This window comes from Staphylococcus sp. HMSC034G07, from assembly GCF_001835975.1.
In the GTDB taxonomy this organism is placed as follows: Bacteria; Bacillota; Bacilli; order Staphylococcales; family Staphylococcaceae; genus Staphylococcus; species Staphylococcus ureilyticus.
The window spans coordinates 154,144-172,681 of sequence record NZ_KV826608.1; the positions used below are offsets into that span (position 1 = coordinate 154,144).

The following is an 18,538-nucleotide window of genomic DNA, read 5'->3' on the forward strand; positions in this document are numbered from 1 at the left end:
ATGAGTTTAATTGTTGTTACCATAGTATTTAACTAAAATTGTAAATATTGTAAAGTTTATGGGTTTCATTACTAAAGCAATAAAAATTTTATATCTTTTCACTTAAATTTTATTGTAGTCATTATTCTTTTACAATATAAAAACAACCTAGGCGAAATTGTTTCGCTTAGGCTGTTTTTTATACAATAATTTTAAACTAAAACATTACCATTTTGATCTGCAGGTTTGAATACCGTAATAATTGCACCAATGATAGCTAAAATTTGCGGGATACCTGTCCAACAAAATACAAGGAACAAGAGACCCATTCCGGTTTTTCTAGCATAAAACTTATGAATTCCAAAACTTCCTAAAAACACTGCTAAAACAATATAAATCACTTTATTGACTTCATTCATTATTTTCTATCTCCTTACTTATTCGATTCACTACTATTATACAATGTTATACTAAATAAAATCTAAAATTTTAATGCTATACGCTTATTCTTTTCTAATGCGCAGACACTTTTCAAACTAAACGCATTAGAATACCTTATACTATGGCATCTTATGAATAAATGATAAAATAAGACTCAAACTAGCTTACTAATCTAAAAACAATTAATTTTTAAGTTATTGAATAAAATCATCAAATTGTACAATTAAGATGAAATGCAAAGGAGGGACAAGACTTTGAGTTTACATTTCATGATTATATTTTGGCTTTCACTCATATTTTTAGTTTGTGGAATTATTTCCTTAATAATCTATAAGTTAAAAGGTACACAACAAACAAAAGAATCTTTACTCGGACTGACTGTTATTTTAATTATTTTTGGTGTTGTAGGTATACTCTTCACTATCATTTTCGGTTAGTTCATTTTAAAACTTTCAATATACGTGCAAAGTGTAGCGATCAAACATGCTTAACTTAAACCAAACGATATTATAAACTTCTTGAGGTACCACTTAAAACAAATTAAATAAGTGGTGCTTTAGTATAAGCTTTCGCTCATATAATATTTAAAGTTCATTTTTCTTCCTAAAACCTTAACTCATTTAAAAAACGAATCAGGTATGCTTATACCTATGTTTAAGTATCGAACGTATCGATTCAGTTTGTAATAAAATGAAAAACCATTAAGAGAATAATAATTAATATAAAGAAATATATAAAACGTTTAATCGCTCTGATTTTTTCATGGCGTATTTCTTCCTTAGAGTGATTGACATTTTCATGCAACCTCGTATTTATAAATAAAAATGGCATCGTTGCTAAAAAAGCAAAAATTAATGCTAATATAATAGATAATAAAACAATCATGCTATCACCTCATATCAATATATTTATTAAACTTATTCCCTTTCGAGTTCAATTAATTCAAAATTTAAGATTCTACTGTAGAAAAATCTTAAAAAAGCACAATCATAAGGAGAGAAAAATATGAAGTTAACTTATTTACCTAAATGGCAAATAATAAATCAAAGTCAAAAAAATTTTATGATTCAAGAAGATACAACATCTATTTCTCTTGTGAGTCCAATTAATGAATACGCGATGGGCATTTTAAGCCAAATTTATTTTACGATTGAGCAAGGCAATGTTGTTAATACTACGATTGAAAATAATAGTGATGAATTGAAAGTAACTGTCGATGAAGAAAATTTAACACTTTATATCTTCGACCTTTAAACAAACCAAACATGAAAGAAGCTCACTTCACCGTATTTTTATTCAATTAGTCGATGATTAGTGTATGATATATATAAATATAATTACTTTGAAACAAACATATAAATTCATACAGGTAGGTGAAAAGATGAAACTATTAAAAAATCTGTTATTACTTATATCTGGCGTTTTAGTGATTCGTGCATTACTTTTAAGTATTGATAACACAAACGATGATAAAATCGAAAATAAAGTGAGCGTTCAAGATAAAAACAAAAAATAAAATCTAAACTAACTGTTCATATAAGAAGTGGGACTAGAAATCAAATGTCATACATGATTTCTCTCCACTTTTTTTGTTTCAACTATTCTGTATCACTGACTGTGTATGTACCAAATCCAAGAACAAAAATTAATATACGAGAGGTTATTATGCAATACATAAAATCCAAAATTGAAAAACACCAAATTTATATTTATTTTATTGCACTTTTTAGTGGAATAATCGTTGGCTTAATATCCAATGCTTTTGCCAATATATTAGAAACTATTATTTCTGCTAGCTTGTGTATCCTTATGTTTAGTATGTTTTCACAAATTCCATTTTTTAACATCAAACACAACTTACTTAATATAAAATCTATTTTGGCATTATTAACATCAAATTTTATAGCTATACCATTATTTGTTTTTGGTTTAATTCAATTGTTTGATGTTTCAAATGTTCCTATCATCATAGGGGTGTACCTTGTTTTACTAACGCCTTGTATTGACTACGTAATCGTTTTTAATGCTTTAGGAAAAGGAAATGAACAACTCATGTTGTTTGCTACACCACTGCTGTTTATAGGCCAAATTTTATTATTACCTTTATATTTTACGTTGTTTCTAAACATTGATATTTTTTCACAAATAGATATTTTGCCATTCTTAAAGTCATTTTTAATGTTCATAATTTTCCCTTTATTATCAGCACTTTTATTACAATATACCAGTGAAAAATCTGAAAGCATAAATCAAATATTAAAGTTAACATCTTGGCTTCCCGAAATTTTCATGGCACTGGTTTTATTTTCAATTGTAGGTTCACAAATAAATAAAATTATTTATAACTTAAATATTGTCTTTTCAGTAATACCTATTTATATTTGCTTTTTAATCGTATCCCCTTTTATAGGTACTTTATGTGGAAAATTATTTAAAGTAACACAAGAAACTAAAAGAACGATAGCTTTTAGTTCAAGTACAAGAAATGCACTTGTTGTCTTACCTTTAGCTTTAGGTTTACCAAACCATTGGGTAACCATTGCAACTACTGTCATTATTACGCAAACATTATGTGAATTATTAGGCGAACTTATCTACATCAAAATGATACCTAAATACATTAAATAATTATATTACTATTTATCAGAGGCTAATTATTATTCATTTACTCTTAAATATATTAAACTAATATATAATTAACATTTTACACCACTCTCATTAAATAGTTCATGAATTCTGTCTCATTTTAGCCAAACGCTAATTTTTTAATTTGAAAACGGGGTGATTAAGATGCAAATTTTAAGAAGCGTATCTGAAAATAACCGTACAACTTTCCACATTAAAACGGATTTAGGCTTAATTATTAAAGTTACTGTTGATAATGAATTAACTTCAAAAGATAACAAACTTTCACTAATAAAAATAGCTAACGACATGGATCAAAAACTCCAAGGCAATGTTGAATCTTTTAAAGCTTAGTGATTTTTGAATAAATGTATGCATACAAAAAGGAGTGAAAATAGGAAACCATCATTAAAATATGGATTCCTTTTCACTCCTTTTATTATTTATTAATTAACAAGCACAATGATAAATCCAATAAATAGCACTAACATTGATAGCCTTGGCTTACTTTTTCCAAACAAACCACTCAATAATACAAATGCTAAACCTACAATTAATAATTGATTATTAAACGTTGTTAGCCCCATTAAATCACCAGCCATCATTATAACGCCATATATAACAACAATCGTTATCGCTAGGCTACATAAAAATGACAATATACTCAATAATCTCACAATATACATCCCTTTTTATAAATAGTTATACTATATGCAGTATAAAACAAAAACGCCGCTTCGAAAAGCGACGTCAATCTCGAAAATATATTCCACACTAAAGTTTGGAGGACTTTTTGTGCTTGGTTAGTTATACCCTTCTTTATAAAATAAAAACACAAAAAACTAATTTTTCCAAAAAATTATCATGAATTATAATTAACAGTTAAAAATGCATTGTTTTGAATAAGATTCAACAAGTTAATTAAATTAATTGAATCATACCAGTGGAAAAGAATTTAATAAAAAGTTATCCTATAGTTAAAGTATTAATCATTTCAATTATAAAATAATAATTTATTCGTCTTATAAAAGTAATGTTTCTATTTATGCATTATTTTATATTGTAGTGAATTGTTTTATAGAAAAAAAGGGTGATGAGATGAAAGTATTACGGAAAGTTTATAAAGACGAAGAACCAATTTACCATGTTAAAACCGATAAAGGTTCTGTTATTAGAATTAAAGGTTCTGACGAATTGACCGATGCAGAAACTGAAGAATTATTAACAATAGTTGCAGAGGATATTGATAAAATGAAAAAATAAATAATCAAATTTTGAACGATGATGTTTACGATGGACAAAGGGGTTACATCGTAAGTATCATCGTTATTTTACTGCTTGGTTAGGCATCATAACTGAGTCTTTATATATTATATAATGCTTTTTTAACAATGATTGATACTGAAATCACATTTTATAAAATACTTTGATGTAATAAATAACAAGCACCAAGTTTAATTTATATCAACATAAATTAAATTTAGTGCTTAACAAAAAATTACGGAAACTATTCGTAAATATATAATTATTGCTCAATCAATTGAATTAAGTTACCACAAGTGTCATCAATGATTGCTAATTTAATTCCTTCAACCTCTTTTGGTACTGTATGGAATTTCACATCTAGATCTGACAGTGACTGATATGTTTGTTCTAAATTAGAAACGCCAAACATTGTGACAGGAATACCTGCATTAAATAAATCGTTTTGATATGTTTTTGCTATAGGATTCTCATTAGGTTCAAGAACAATTTCTACCGGGTTGTCAGAATTGTTTTCTTTTACAGTTAACCATTTAAACCCGCCACCAATCTCCATATCATGTACAAGTTCAAAACCGAGCTTTTCTGTATAAAATTGTTTTGCCTTTTCTTGATCATCTACAAAAATACTCGTAGCAATTATTTTCAATTTATTTCCTCCTTTATTTATAAATATTTTTAATGTCTTCTTTTTATACCCAATTCTTGTCCCCTGACACTTTAAATATTCAACCAATGATTCATAGTTAAATTAAAAATATTAAAGTTGTTAGTAATGACAATGCCAATGAATACTAAATTATTAGTAATTTGAACATACCTTTTATCTGTACTAAAATAACTAATGTAAGTCTTATGTATTTAATTATGGGAGGTTTAAATTTTGGAAGCTTTAACTGAATTACGCGAAAAAAAGCATTTAAGTTTGTCTAAATTAGCGATTAATTTAAACAAAAGTTATGAGAAAAATTACAGAATATGTCAAATTTGGGATTGGGAACATGGATATAGAGAACCATCAGAGAATGACACTAAAATACTAGCTGATTATTTCAACGTATCTCAAAAAACATTTAATCAATAATTATATGAATTTAGTACGAATATTGAATTTATATAATTATTGATTAGATTGTTATCATGTATCACTATTTATAGATAAACTAGACAACTATCATTTATTAAATCGTCTAGTCGACATGCAAAGTCACAGATAGTTAATGTATGTTTATTGTTAATGAAAGTCATGCAATGACAGCCATTTTCTAACTGTTCAGAGTCTGTATGTAGTTTGAGCCTGAAACATTTTCAGGCTCTTTTTTGTAGTGTTATTCATTACTTTTTATAAACAATTGTAATAAAATAATCTACGCCTTCCACAGTGTTCGTAACAGAAGGTGTCACTGATACGAGTTCCCAGTGTTGTTTATCATCCACTTCATGTAAAAATTGGTTCACTCGTCCATCAAATTCTTCAAAGCTTTCTTCGTATTCCATATGCAAAGTTTTAATAAACATATTTGTCTCCTTCTATTATTTTGTATTAATTATTTTCTTATTATAAATCTTCCAAATTACTGAAACAAACATTTTGAAATATTTGAGGACTTAATAAACTATAAATTTGTAAATATACTTTAAAAACTTATGATTACTGCATTTCATTATCCAACCAATCAACAATTTCTTTAAAAATACTCTTATTAAAAGAAGATTCATTAAATATTTCATGTTGTAAACCATCATATATATGAATTGATTTGTGTTCTGAACCTATTTCATCAAATAATTGTAGTGAATCTTTATAACTCACCAAACCATCCTCTTTGCCATGTAATATTAATGTAGAATCAATAAATTTAGAGGCATTTTCTTTTAAATACTTTATTCCCTCAATGAGTGTTGATACTAGTCCCATTGAAATTTGTTTAGCGTTTAAATCATCTAAAGCATATTTTTCAACAACTTCTTGATCAGAGCATAGTCCTTCACTAAGCACGTTATCAAAATAACTATTCATATCTATCTGTTTGTCTACTTCACCAAATAATTTTTTATTATATCTCGTTAAAGCTCCTGATGTTATGATGCCACTTACTTCATTCGGATGTTGTGTACCGAATAAAGTTACAGTATATCCACCCATACTATGACCAATTAAATAAATTTTACCTTCATAATTTTCTTTAACTTTATCAATCACTGCAGATAAATCTTCTACGATTTCATCCTTATTACTATAAAATGTCTGCTTTCCTTCCGAACGGCCGTGTCCGCGTTGATCATATCTAATGACATTGAATTCATTTTCATTCAAATAACTAGTTATTTCATCATAACGATCAAGATGTTCAGCTAATCCGTGGACAATGATAATATTTGCTTTAGCCTTTTCAACTTCATTTATTTTTGTATAAAGTTTCGTGTTATCTTTGGACAATACATATTTTATATAATTCATTTTCACTTCACCTCATAGTATTAAAAATAAATTTATTTATACTATTAAAGTCCCCCTTTCAAATTAAAAACAAACTTAATCTGCCTATAATATTCCATAAATTCGTAAATGGTGATTGACCTCGACCATCTTTCAACCTTTAAATCTTAGTTAATGATATGATTATATTGGAGGGCGATATGAATGGCGAAATATATATTATCCTATAATTTAAATTCTATTTCTTATGGATATGAAAAGTTACCATCAAAGTTAAATCTTGTAGGTAAACCATTGTACATTTATAAAGGACTGTGGTTATTAAAAAGTGACTTGGATCAAAATAGCATTTGTGAAAATATAAAGAGTGCTTTCAATTCAAATGATGATTTTTTAATATTTGAAATTAATCAAAGTCCTTTGGGCACTTTGAGTGCACAAAAGTACGACGAAATATTAAATTTACTTAATGATTAAACATATTCTTAAATTTGAATGTGTTTTTTATTTGTATTATTTAAGTTAATTTCATAAATATGTTATACTTTTTATTACTTAAAAGATTTATGTATAGTACAATTATATAAATGGTCAGTTTTGTACTTCAACCTATTTCACAGTTTCATTTGCAATTTCATAATTTTAAAACAATGACCATTGTTAAGGGGATATTTATGAAAATTATTGATTTCAAAATTAGTAACTATGATATAATCTATACTGTTAAAACGGATAACGGACATACGTTTTCCCACGCTCTACCAAAGGATACAACATCACAAAATGTTCATCGTTATTTGAATATATTGTGTATTAATGTTGACCGAACAAAGTAATATATACCTATGATTATTAAGAGGACAGCTCTTTTAACTGTCTTTAACTATCAAATAGATACAATATTTCTAACAAAGTCTAGCAAATGATCTGCAAAGTTCATTTACTAGATTTTTTTATTCTCATTAATTCATACTACACTCTTCAACTAAAATCATATTTATTTAATTCTTTTATAAAAATTTTGTTATAATTAAGTTTAAAATAATTTTTCAGAATATTAAGATTCTATTTTATATAAAATAATGATATTAGTTCAAAATTTATGTTAACTCAAAGGGGTGTATCAATGAAATTTTTAAAAAACAAAGGGAAAACAACAAATAAAAACAGAAAAAAGTTCGAAATGCCTCATATTTATGTCATATTATTTATATTTGGTGCCATCGCTACCATTTCCACTTACCTCATTCCTTCCGGAGAGTTTAATCGAATTAAAGGACCTGAAGGCAGAGAAATGGTTGATGCAGATTCATTTCATTACATAAAAGCTACACCAGTCAATATAATAGACTTTATATCCATTATTCCTAAAGGACTCATAGCAGCAGGTGAAATCGTATTCTTCACACTTATTATTGGTGGTATGTTTATGGTATTAAGACGAACTGGCATTATTGAAATTGGTGTTGATAAACTCGCGCGTAAATTTTTAAATCATAGTATCTTTATCATTCCAGTATTGACCTCTGTATTTGCAATTATTGCTACTTTAATTGGTACAGCTGAACTTTCGCTTGTATACATACCAGTTATCATTCCGTTAATTATTGCCTTAGGCTATGATTCTATAACGGCTACTGCAATTGCGTTATGTGGTACTGTAGTCGGTTTTACAGTTGGTGTATTAAATCCAATCAACACTGGATTGGCTCAAAAATTGTCCGGTGTACCTGTTTTTTCTGGTATTGGCTTACGACTCACACTCTTTATCATTGTGCTCTTTGTAACAATATTATTTATAATGAGATACGCTCAAAAAGTAAAACAAAATCCAAATATCAGTTTAGTTTATCAAGAAGACACAGAAAAAAGACAGACATATAAAGATATTACGAAGCACAAACCATTGGTTGCCACTCAACGTCAAAAAATCGGTATTGCTATAGTATTAACCTTTTTCGTCATACTTGTTTATGGCGTGACTACACAAGGTTGGTTTATGGTTGAAATGTCCGGCTTATTTATCATTATGGGCATTGTCGTTGGATTAGTTACCGGGTTGACTACACGTGAAATTTGCGAATCATTTAACGACGGATTTAAAGATGTTTTGATGGGCGCTATCATTGTTGGGCTTGCCCGTTCTTTCGTGGTAGTTCTTGAAGATGGTAAAATTATGGATAGTATTGTCTATGGATTTGGTTCTGTTATTGAGGGGGCCACACCGACTGTCGCAGTCATTGGTATGTATATCGTTCAGGTATTAATTAACTTCATCATCTCATCGGGGAGTGGTCAAGCACTTGTCACTATGCCTATCATGGCACCTTTAGCCGATATGCTAGGTATTACTCGCCAAACAGCCGTTTTGGCTTTCCAATTAGGCGATGGTTTCACACATGTATTCTACCCCACAAGCGGTTATTTCATGGCTGCATTAGCTATTGGTGGCGTGTCTTATACCAAGTGGATCAAGTTTTTCTTTCCACTATTTATTATATGGGGACTTATTTCTATTGCTACATTGGTAATTGCGCAATTAATTGGCTGGTCCTAAATATACTAATACTGGTCATTCGTATATCAGAGCTATTGATAAAATTTTAGTCTTTTTTAACTTTTAATGAGTACATAAACGTCAATTTCTATTGAGATGAAATAGAAATTGACGTTTCTTCTGTTTTATAAAAAATGATATGCTGTTGAACGATTAACCTTTTTGGCAAACTTTGAGAATCAATTCAAGTTCACGTTTCCCCTATGGATAAAGTCAATCACCATTCTATTAAAAATCAATCAATCATTAATTCATTCTAAAATACTACGGTTTTCATTTTCTTTGATTACCAATTTTTAAATTCCAGTTGCAAGATTATTCTCTTATTTTTAAATTAATGTTTTATGTTAATCATCATTCTCTATCACTTTTTCCATTCTATAATTAGTAGTTTGAAACCCTAACTTATGATACAAGGACACTGCCCGCCTATTATGACCGAACACATGTAAACCGATACGATGTATATTATTTTTTTCACAATAATCTTCGATACAAAGCATAGTTTTCTCACCTAATCCTTTCCCTCTATAATTGTCAAAAATATGTACATCATAAATAAAACACTTATTTATCTTTTTATTTTCCGCAAAATGCAGCCAGCAATATCCAATCGTTTCATTCAAATAAACAACAGTAAATAAATATTGATTATCAGTAGCTAATCCGTGGGGCAGTAATTTTTCAAAATCTGAACGTGCCCTTTCAATAGCTCCTTCTGTTTCCCAAACACCGCTTTTTATATGTTCATGTGCATATTCATGTATGCTCTTTTCATAAACTTTATCAAAAGTTCGTTGCGTCATTGGTTCTAGTGTTAACGACATGTCATCCCCCTCTCTTTAAATTAACACTAGTTTAGCATAATTCATTTTTCGTTTACGAATTAAAAAAAAGTGGAACAAACACGTTACCTTTAAAAAGATAGTGTCGTTCCACTTTATCAAAGTCACTATATTCGCACATTTATTCAAAATTTTTATAGTGCTATTTCAATTTCAATGTCATCGCATTAATGGCAACAATAACCGTACTTAAAGACATCAAAATTGCTCCGACAGCAGGTGATAAGATTAAGCCAATAAATGCTAAAACGCCAGCTGCGAGCGGTACAGCAATAATGTTATATCCAGCGCCCCACCATAAGTTTTGAACCATTTTTCTCATAGTATTTTTAGAAAGTGTAAGGAAATGAATAATGTCTGATGGTGCACTTTTAACAAGAATCACATCTCCTGATTCAACAGCAACATCCGTACCTGCACCAATAGCCATACCTATATCCGCTCGAATTAAACTAGGTGCATCATTGATTCCATCACCAACCATCATTACTTTATGTCCCTCAGCTTGATAGTCTTGAATAATCTTTTCTTTATCTTCAGGTAATAGTTGAGCATGAACATCATTAATACCTAGTTCTTTAGCGACCGTATTTGCCACTTCATTATTATCACCTGTTAACATCACTGGTGTAATATTTCTTGATAATAAATCCGAAACCATTTTTCTCGAACTTTTTTTAATTTTATCACCTTGTGCAATCACTCCTATGACTGCTTCATTATGAATTAAAAAGCTAACTGAATTACCTTGTTTAGCAAGTTTTTCAAACTGTTCTATATCATATTTCAAATTATTTTTTTCTAAATAACTAACATTGGTAATTTTATATTTTTGATTTTCTATTATACCTTGTAAACCAACACCTGGTATATTTGTTACTTCTTGAGGATTTTTGATTGTGATACCTTTATTTTTTGCAAACGTCACGATGCCTAAAGCAAGTGGATGGTTAGAATTACTTTCCAATGAGGCAAATAAAGATAAGATTGCTTCATTATCACTTTGAGGTGTATAGCTTTCATAATGATTAACTGAAAAATCACCTTCAGTTAAAGTCCCTGTTTTGTCCATCATAATATAGTCAATATGCTGAGCTAATTCAACAGAAGATCTATTTTTTATGATTAAGCCATGATGTGCACCAATAGAAGTTGAACGTGCTGTAACAAGTGGTATTGCTAATCCCAATGCATGCGGACAAGCAATAACCAATACTGTCACTAATCGTTCCAAAGCAAAATCTAAATTATTATGGATAATCATCCACACGATAAATGATATTAAACCAATACTCACTGCAAAATAAAATAGATAGCCTGCTACTTTATCTGATAATAATTCAGCGTCTGATTTGTCATTTTGTGCTTGATTGACTAACCCCATCACTTGGGATAAATAGCCATTTTCACCTGTAGCAGTTACTTTGACATTTACCGTACCTGAACCATTTATTGAACCACCAATCACTTCATCTTGTACATTTTTAACCACTTGCTTAGATTCTCCTGTGACTAATGATTCATCTACAGAAGTACTACCTTGAATAATCACACCATCTGCCGGTATGCTTTCTCCAGCTTTCACTTCTACGATATCATCCACTTCGATTTCTGAAATAGAAACTTCTTCTTTTTGTTCTGAATCTATGACTTTTATTGCTTTGTTAGGTAGAAGTTCTGCCATTTTCTTTAAAGCATTGCCTGCATTACCAACTGCATTCATTTCTATCCAATGTCCTAATAACATAATTAATATTAATGTTGCTAATTCCCAGAAAAAGTCCATTACATGTCCTGGTACATTGCTAAAATGATTCATATAAAATGCATATAAACTATAAACATATGCTACAGAAATACCTAACGCAACAAGTGTCATCATACCAGGCTTTTTAGACGCAAGTTCATCTTTTGCACCAGTTAAAAAAGGTTTGCCACCATAGAAAAACAAAACTGTGGCAAGTACTAATACAATCCAATCAGAACCATTAAATGAGAACTGAAACGGTAATTTTATTCCCATCATTGGTGATAAAATGATGATTGGTATGGCAAATAATAATGATATAAAAAATTTACGCTTAAAATTACCATGATGATGTCCATGGTGTTCATGCATTTCATGTTCTTCATGATGATGTGTATGATGTCCTTCGTGCATCTGATGCTCATGACTATCATGTGCTTCATGATTATTGGAACTTGTCATATTATATCCTCCTTACAAAGTGTATCGTTATTCTCTTAACATAAACGATTATAACATATACCCCTATAAGGTATAATAAATATGCTTACAATTACTAAAAAAGACTGAAACCAACGAATTTCATCGCCTTGATTTCAGTCCTTTTGATCACAGCTATTTATTTTAAGAAATACTAAATGCTATTCACTTACTGCAAAATAATTACCTTGTCCATCTTGAAAATTAAATACACGCGTTCCTGACATTTCAATAATATCATGTCCAGTTAAACCCATGTCTTTTAATTTTGTATAAAGCTCATCAAAATTAGAAGCTTTAAACATCAGTGATGGTGTTCCCAGATTAACACCTGGGCTATATTTTTTTATAAATTCTTTTTCCATAATAGAGATAGATGTTTCAACTTCATTATTGGGAGCAATTTCTACTGCTTTATATCCCTCCGCTAATGCTTCTTCTGATAAAACTGCAAACCCCATGGTATTTTTCCAAAAATCAACAGCTTTTGACTGATCATCTACATATAGCATGACTTGATTTAATTTTTCCATTTCAATACACCTTTCAATTTTAGACATGCTTAAATATAGCCAAAACGATATACATATAAACGATTTATGTAAAAAAATTTTTCCCTGTATATAAGTATATAAATTTAAAGTTAAGTATTCCACATATTAAAAATGAAGATGTACCAAAAAATAAAAATTTCAAAATAAAATTCAAAGACTTAAAACTATATTTATTACCTTCTATAATTATATTCTTATTAGCATTTGGACTAGCTGCTATAGAAGAGCTTTATCCATTATACTTAGTCGATAAAGCTGCGTTTACATCTATTAATATAGCTGCCGCGATTATAGGTGGATCTTTGCTAGGCGCTTTCACTCAATATTTTCTATATCCTAAAATTTCAAAGTATTTGAGTGAACTTTCGATCATCACTATTAGTTCTATGTATTCGATCGTCATATTATTTAGCTTGTTATTCTTAAATTCTGTAATATCCCTCATATTAATAAGTTGGATTATATTTATTGGATTTGATATCATACGCCCTACTATAACAGTGTATCTATCAAAATTAGTTCAAAACAAACAAGGTTTAGCAGGTTCAATAAACTCTACTTTTACCTCTTTAGGTACTTTAATAGCACCAATTATTGCTGGTTATTTTTACTCTCAAATTATAAATGCACCAGTTTATCTTGCTATGATTTCTATTGTCTTAAGTATTTTTACTTTGTTCATTTTTCCTAAAAAGTAAATACTGGATAATTAAAAAGGATAGGCATTCATTTGCCTATCCTTCTGCATTAAATCCAAAATGACCTGCTAGCTTTTCTGATTCGTAAAAAGTAGTTCATTTTTATATTTCTTTGCTCAATATATTTTTATCTTTTCTTTAAAAAGTGGTGTATAAATATAGCGATAGCCTTTTAAAGTTGGGTGTGCATCATCAGCAAAAAGTGTATTATCATATTTTATTTGTTCATTTGCCCATTGATTGCCCCAAACATCTAAAATTTCAATATCCCATTTTTCTTTTAGTTTATATAAATTATATACCAAAAATTCATAATAAGGATCTGCTTTTCTAATACAAGTATAAAATAATATAGGCGTATCCAAGGTTAATTTAGCGTAACTAATAATATATTCCATTGCGCCAATTGTTGTTTCTACATCAAAAGCATTATGATCATATTCTTTTTTTATTTCACCTACATATTTATTTAACCTACCATCATTCGTTGATAACTGACAAATCAACAAATCAAATTTGTTTTTACTTAACTTTTCTTTTTTTATTCTTTGGACATATGAATTTTTTTCTGTTCCTGCCAAACTTGTACCCGAAAGTGCTTCTTTCGTTGTGTTCATATGAGATTCTATATTTAAAAATTCAACAAATGAAATCCCATGAGAAGCCGCACCATATGTAATTGAAGAACCTAAAAAAAGAATGTTTTTATCAGCTAAACCATCTTCTCTTTTAAAAAATTGGGAGTTCGGTTTAAACTACTTTTATTGCCTTTTCTTATATCATTAACAAAATTTGTCACTGCAGAAGCTAATTTCCCAACAATATACACGCTAATTAACATTATTACCTTTTTCAATTTTATAGCTCCTTTTGGACATTATTATATTAAATTCTCAAATATACACTTTAATTAGTTAGGTACATTGAATTACTAATTTTCATGATATTATAACTTGATTATGACAGAAAGTTTATAGTCTAACTGTATGCATAAGCCAATGAAAAACAACTCATGATATCAATATTTTTTATATTTCACATTGATAATCTTATTTAAGTATTCTATTTTATATAATTTAATCTTTTTAGTTCAAAAGTTCTACGTCTATTGAAATAATATTACTCACATTGATATATCTACCACTGTCTTTTAAGTAAAAGTATTCATGTTTCTTAATTGCTTTTTCAAACCTTTTTAAAGCCAATGCTTCACTAATTTCCCAAATATTTTCTACATACTCACGAAACATATTTCCATCGCTCGTTTTTATTTTAAAAACAAAAATTTCGTCCATCTATATTCACCCTGTGTAAGTATTATAAATTAATTATCCAACTAATTACTTAGCATTGCAAATTAGATACATTCCTAAATCGAAATACATTTTTACAATAACTTAATTGCTTTCAAAAATAATGCACAAGCACATATCATATAGATTTTTAATAAAACAAAAGCCCTCAACCGCAATGGGTGAAGGCTCGGCTATGAAGACGCTGGGAGTTCGTTAAAGCGATTAACTATACATTTTTATAACTATTGCTATATCAACGTTTACATTGTCTTGATGCTGTAGTGTAAAATATTAAAATTGCAAAAACAAAAGAAATTTGTGCACTCTTAATGTATTCGTTCCCGCATGCAAGAGTTAATTACTTAAATACTTAATAATGTTATTAATCTGTTTCTTTAAATCGTTCTTGAGTAGCTGGCTCAGCACTTTTTTCTTCGGTTGTATTTTCAGAATGTTGCTCTTTTTTTATAGACTTCCCAATTGTACGTTTTTCTTATGTATTTTCAAGAGTCGTTCCTTTATTTTTGTCCACAATTACTTATGCTTAAGATGCCTCATTTTGACCATAAAAAGGTGTTTCTATGTAATAGTGATTTTCGTCACTTTTGCCTTTGTGATGTATTAATCACTCTTATTAAAAATACTTGATTTTCCGTTTATAACTTTTCATTAGCAATTGTTTTCGCTTGATTGATAGTTAATTTTCCACCTTAATCATGTGACTTATCATCGACATTTTGTTTGTTATGTTTTGAATTACTTTTATAATTTTCATTCGACTTTTTATGGTCTTCATTGGATTCATTTGAATTCCTCACATCATCCAGACTAATAAAATCACATCCACTCAAAAAAATTATAGTTACCAATGCTGAAATAAACAAACTTTTAATTTCACAATAAACTCTTATCTATATTCCTAGTACATATAACTTAGTAGAGATGTTTTTAACATAAAATACATAATTAAATATTAATATCCAAAATATTTATATATAACATATAATATTAATCCAATGGTTGGTCCACCAATTATTACCATAACCACAATACACCCAGTATCACCCAAAGCCCAATGCAATATTTTAAAGATTACTAGCCAAAATACAACAGTAACAACGATCCCTATAAGTAATATCAATAACATAGTAAAAATTCCAATTAAATCCATTCTATCCTCATTACTACTCCTTATACTGTTTTAAAATTTAACAAAGTATATTGTAACATTCTTTCACTTTCATTCAACAATAATGTTATTCAAAAAATATAATGTCCTATCATTAATTATTTACATATTGTTTTTCACTATCTAAAATGATTACAATTTTTAAATCTGCTATTCTTCTTTAGATTAATAACTTTCGTTACATATCCCATCATACATTAAGTTACTTAATATATATTTCTGACATTTACTCTGTAATACATCGGGCAATGAATTTACGTATACTTTTCGCTTTATTAAATAACCATAAGCATATTCACAAATATTAAATTTAACTATAACCTTTTGTTATCACTATTTTTTTAGGTATAGTACAATTAAGTTAATAATTTATTTTTAAGGGAGAGCATTAAATGAAAAAGATTTTATTTTTATTATTAGCAAATTTCTTAGTATTAGCAGCATGTGGCAATAAAGAAGAAAGTAAGTCAGATGATAGTAAGGAAACAAAATCATCAAGTAATAAGAAATCAAATGATGAAAAGAATGATATTAAACAATCTGAAGATAGCAAAGACAAATCAAATGATAGTTCTAATGATGAAGTAACAAAACAAAATGAAATTAATGAACAACCTGTTCAATCACAAGAACAAGTGAATACACAAAAGCAACAGATGACACAACAACCTATTCAGTCGCAAGAGAAAGCAGAACAATCTGAATCTGAACAACAACAAAACTCACAAGTGGCTAATAAAGAGCAATCAAATGTACCTGCTGGTGACGCAATGTTTGGTGAATATAAAAAAGATGGTACTTATTGTACAGTTGGTGGTTGTTTAACACCTGAACAACAAAAAGACCAAGAAGAAGCAAATTATGAAGAGATGGAAAATCAAGGATATTCTCGTGAAGAGTACGATGAAATTCAGAATAAAGCTGCAGAATTACAACAACAAAGAGACAATGGAGAAATTTCATCAGAAGAATTTACGGATAGTTATCTTGAATTATATGATTGATAATCCTATTTAACATATTTTTATATGGGCATTAAACTATGCCCTTTTTATTTTAACTCCGCAATATCCTTCAAACTAATTCTATTTAATCCATTTCATTCATATAAATAAAACAATTGTACATAGTCATCTACTTTGCGAATATATCCTTCTATATTTTTAATATATCCACTTTCATAATAACTAATAATCACTTCTGAATCATTGAGCATTTCGAGCGTTAAAGTTTATTCTATTCATATAGTTGATCATCGCTAAATAAAGACTTAACTATTTTATTCTGATCTTCAACATACTATTCTAACATTTCATACTTTTCGTGCATAAACTTGAAAAGATGTAATTTAACTAATCCATGTTCTGGTAGTATTCGTGATTAAGATATTCACGTAGTGTTTTACGATAATCAGTTTCATTTTTATAATTATCTGGAGTCATAGTATTACTTCAATAAATATTGACGGAACACTTGTTATTATATGTAAATAAAAAATAACCACCCATTGACATGTGTGAGTGGCTTATTAGAAAGACAAAAATATTCAATTAACTATACAAAACATTCATAAACTACGATTATTTCTAATTTTCATTGCTTTAATAACTATGTATATTGAATTTACACCCATTATAAGAACGTAAGGTATTAATATAATCAAATTTTCTAATTGTGTAATAAAAATAAGACCAAATAAAAATAAAATATTTAACCAAATAGATATAAAATAACTTGTGTCTAATTCAGGATTTATCTTCACAAAATCACCCATTCTTTAAAATTTCAATATAATTGCTTTATTGACATTGAGCTACGAAACAATTTTATTTTAACACAAAAAATAAGGCCAGCACATAAGTTCTATATCCTTGATAATCAATCCAACACCCTATCAAAACTTGTCGTACTCTCTTATCTGATACTTCAAATATACGTCCCACCATGATAATTTAATAATCTGTTGTACTTTATATATCACAGTTGTTGTTCAAGTGACCTAATTAAATCACTTAAATTTCTATTTTATAAAAATGTTCAACTACAGGAAAAGGTTCATAATAACAATGCAATAAAGACTTCCAATTATTATATTCTTCAGACTCACGAAAACCTATTGTATGATCTTCTAATGTTTCCCACTCAACCAATAACAGATATTTACCTTCTTCTTCAAAACACTTATTTAACGAATGATTTATATAGCCTTTCATTGAACTAATAATACTAGAGGCTTCTATAAAAGATTCCTCAAATTCATTTTCCATATTCTTTTTAACTTGTAACATCGCTCCTTCAAGTACCAATGCAAAATCCCCTTTAAAATATATTTTGAAAGAAATTAATACGATTTCCTTTTATTTTAACCACTTTTATATCATTAATCTATTTTGCTTTATTCCAATTGCTTTATTGACGTTGAGCC

Annotated in this window: 23 protein-coding genes; 10 read left to right on the top strand and 13 right to left on the bottom strand. The window is 28.6% G+C overall.

Annotated features, from left to right (window positions below; translation table 11 throughout):
- Positions 1–191: 191 nt before the first annotated feature.
- The gene (locus tag HMPREF2586_RS06840; RefSeq protein WP_019467917.1) at positions 192–398 is read right to left on the bottom strand and encodes a TM2 domain-containing protein; all 207 of its coding nucleotides are present in this window, start codon (positions 396–398) and stop codon (positions 192–194) included.
- Between the two features lie 276 nt (positions 399–674).
- Here HMPREF2586_RS06840 and tsaT point away from each other — a divergent pair, with 276 nt between their 5' ends.
- Positions 675–857: a type II toxin-antitoxin system toxin TsaT gene (tsaT, locus tag HMPREF2586_RS06845; RefSeq protein WP_064209474.1), complete on the top strand. Its 183-nt coding sequence runs from the start codon at positions 675–677 to the stop codon at positions 855–857.
- Between the two features lie 238 nt (positions 858–1,095).
- Here tsaT and HMPREF2586_RS06850 read toward each other — a convergent pair whose 3' ends face one another.
- Positions 1,096–1,305 (bottom strand): hypothetical protein, encoded by a 210-nt coding sequence (locus HMPREF2586_RS06850; RefSeq protein WP_046207480.1) that lies wholly within the window; start codon positions 1,303–1,305, stop codon positions 1,096–1,098.
- 120 nt (positions 1,306–1,425) lie between these two features.
- Here HMPREF2586_RS06850 and HMPREF2586_RS06855 point away from each other — a divergent pair, with 120 nt between their 5' ends.
- The 4 genes from HMPREF2586_RS06855 to HMPREF2586_RS06865 all read left to right on the top strand — a co-directional run bounded on the left by HMPREF2586_RS06855 (position 1,426) and on the right by HMPREF2586_RS06865 (position 3,399).
- Positions 1,426–1,674, top strand: coding sequence for a hypothetical protein (locus HMPREF2586_RS06855; RefSeq protein ID WP_046207479.1), 249 nt, complete (start codon positions 1,426–1,428; stop codon positions 1,672–1,674).
- A gap of 127 nt (positions 1,675–1,801) precedes the next feature.
- Positions 1,802–1,936, top strand: coding sequence for a hypothetical protein (locus HMPREF2586_RS12980; RefSeq protein WP_256277551.1), 135 nt, complete (start codon positions 1,802–1,804; stop codon positions 1,934–1,936).
- 149 nt (positions 1,937–2,085) lie between these two features.
- Positions 2,086–3,048 carry an arsenic resistance protein gene (locus tag HMPREF2586_RS06860; RefSeq protein WP_070657815.1) on the top strand — a complete coding sequence of 321 codons (963 nt, stop codon included), beginning with the start codon at positions 2,086–2,088 and terminating at the stop codon, positions 3,046–3,048.
- Between the two features lie 162 nt (positions 3,049–3,210).
- Positions 3,211–3,399, top strand: coding sequence for a hypothetical protein (locus tag HMPREF2586_RS06865; RefSeq protein ID WP_070657817.1), 189 nt, complete (start codon positions 3,211–3,213; stop codon positions 3,397–3,399).
- A gap of 92 nt (positions 3,400–3,491) precedes the next feature.
- Here the strand turns inward: HMPREF2586_RS06865 and HMPREF2586_RS06870 are convergent, their stop codons facing one another.
- Complete coding sequence (locus HMPREF2586_RS06870; protein WP_046207476.1) at positions 3,492–3,722, bottom strand: hypothetical protein; 231 nt, start codon at positions 3,720–3,722, stop codon at positions 3,492–3,494.
- A gap of 421 nt (positions 3,723–4,143) precedes the next feature.
- On the opposite strand from HMPREF2586_RS06870, the gene vraX reads away from it, so the two are divergent.
- The gene (gene vraX, locus HMPREF2586_RS12865) at positions 4,144–4,308 is read left to right on the top strand and encodes a C1q-binding complement inhibitor VraX (protein ID WP_164996921.1); all 165 of its coding nucleotides are present in this window, start codon (positions 4,144–4,146) and stop codon (positions 4,306–4,308) included.
- 262 nt (positions 4,309–4,570) lie between these two features.
- Here vraX and HMPREF2586_RS06875 read toward each other — a convergent pair whose 3' ends face one another.
- Complete coding sequence (locus HMPREF2586_RS06875) at positions 4,571–4,957, bottom strand: VOC family protein (RefSeq protein ID WP_046207475.1); 387 nt, start codon at positions 4,955–4,957, stop codon at positions 4,571–4,573.
- A gap of 234 nt (positions 4,958–5,191) precedes the next feature.
- Between HMPREF2586_RS06875 and HMPREF2586_RS06880 the strand changes: the two genes are divergently transcribed.
- A complete protein-coding gene (locus tag HMPREF2586_RS06880) occupies positions 5,192–5,392 on the top strand; it encodes a helix-turn-helix domain-containing protein (protein ID WP_046207474.1) in 201 nt (66 codons plus the stop codon).
- Positions 5,393–5,643: 251 nt separating this feature from the next.
- Here the strand turns inward: HMPREF2586_RS06880 and HMPREF2586_RS06885 are convergent, their stop codons facing one another.
- Together HMPREF2586_RS06885 and HMPREF2586_RS06890 are read right to left on the bottom strand one after the other, a co-directional pair.
- Positions 5,644–5,826: a hypothetical protein gene (locus tag HMPREF2586_RS06885; RefSeq protein ID WP_064209478.1), complete on the bottom strand. Its 183-nt coding sequence runs from the start codon at positions 5,824–5,826 to the stop codon at positions 5,644–5,646.
- A 133-nt stretch (positions 5,827–5,959) separates the two neighbouring features.
- Positions 5,960–6,769 (bottom strand): alpha/beta hydrolase, encoded by an 810-nt coding sequence (locus HMPREF2586_RS06890; protein WP_064209479.1) that lies wholly within the window; start codon positions 6,767–6,769, stop codon positions 5,960–5,962.
- Between the two features lie 183 nt (positions 6,770–6,952).
- On the opposite strand from HMPREF2586_RS06890, the gene HMPREF2586_RS06895 reads away from it, so the two are divergent.
- Both HMPREF2586_RS06895 and HMPREF2586_RS06900 read left to right on the top strand, forming a co-directional pair.
- Positions 6,953–7,225 (top strand): hypothetical protein, encoded by a 273-nt coding sequence (locus HMPREF2586_RS06895; protein WP_046207471.1) that lies wholly within the window; start codon positions 6,953–6,955, stop codon positions 7,223–7,225.
- Positions 7,226–7,874: 649 nt separating this feature from the next.
- A complete protein-coding gene (locus HMPREF2586_RS06900) occupies positions 7,875–9,305 on the top strand; it encodes a YfcC family protein (RefSeq protein ID WP_070657819.1) in 1,431 nt (476 codons plus the stop codon).
- Positions 9,306–9,652: 347 nt separating this feature from the next.
- Here the strand turns inward: HMPREF2586_RS06900 and HMPREF2586_RS06905 are convergent, their stop codons facing one another.
- From HMPREF2586_RS06905 to HMPREF2586_RS06930, 6 genes are all read right to left on the bottom strand, one after another.
- A complete protein-coding gene (locus tag HMPREF2586_RS06905; protein WP_070039147.1) occupies positions 9,653–10,132 on the bottom strand; it encodes a GNAT family N-acetyltransferase in 480 nt (159 codons plus the stop codon).
- Between the two features lie 160 nt (positions 10,133–10,292).
- Positions 10,293–12,359: a heavy metal translocating P-type ATPase gene (locus tag HMPREF2586_RS06910; protein ID WP_070657822.1), complete on the bottom strand. Its 2,067-nt coding sequence runs from the start codon at positions 12,357–12,359 to the stop codon at positions 10,293–10,295.
- Positions 12,360–12,538: 179 nt separating this feature from the next.
- The gene (locus HMPREF2586_RS06915) at positions 12,539–12,910 is read right to left on the bottom strand and encodes a VOC family protein (protein ID WP_046207467.1); all 372 of its coding nucleotides are present in this window, start codon (positions 12,908–12,910) and stop codon (positions 12,539–12,541) included.
- Between the two features lie 835 nt (positions 12,911–13,745).
- A complete protein-coding gene (locus HMPREF2586_RS06925; RefSeq protein ID WP_141752915.1) occupies positions 13,746–14,330 on the bottom strand; it encodes an SGNH/GDSL hydrolase family protein in 585 nt (194 codons plus the stop codon).
- Positions 14,331–14,341: 11 nt separating this feature from the next.
- Entirely contained in the window at positions 14,342–14,485 is a 144-nt protein-coding gene (locus HMPREF2586_RS12870; protein ID WP_157948045.1) for a hypothetical protein, read from the bottom strand.
- A 229-nt stretch (positions 14,486–14,714) separates the two neighbouring features.
- Positions 14,715–14,924: a hypothetical protein gene (locus tag HMPREF2586_RS06930; protein ID WP_064209486.1), complete on the bottom strand. Its 210-nt coding sequence runs from the start codon at positions 14,922–14,924 to the stop codon at positions 14,715–14,717.
- Positions 14,925–16,505: 1,581 nt separating this feature from the next.
- Between HMPREF2586_RS06930 and HMPREF2586_RS06940 the strand changes: the two genes are divergently transcribed.
- Positions 16,506–17,117 (top strand): hypothetical protein, encoded by a 612-nt coding sequence (locus HMPREF2586_RS06940; protein ID WP_070812699.1) that lies wholly within the window; start codon positions 16,506–16,508, stop codon positions 17,115–17,117.
- A 1,008-nt stretch (positions 17,118–18,125) separates the two neighbouring features.
- Here the strand turns inward: HMPREF2586_RS06940 and HMPREF2586_RS06945 are convergent.
- Positions 18,126–18,419, bottom strand: a complete 294-nt coding sequence (locus tag HMPREF2586_RS06945) for an antibiotic biosynthesis monooxygenase family protein (RefSeq protein ID WP_070039133.1) — start codon at positions 18,417–18,419, stop codon at positions 18,126–18,128.
- Positions 18,420–18,538 lie beyond the last annotated feature (119 nt).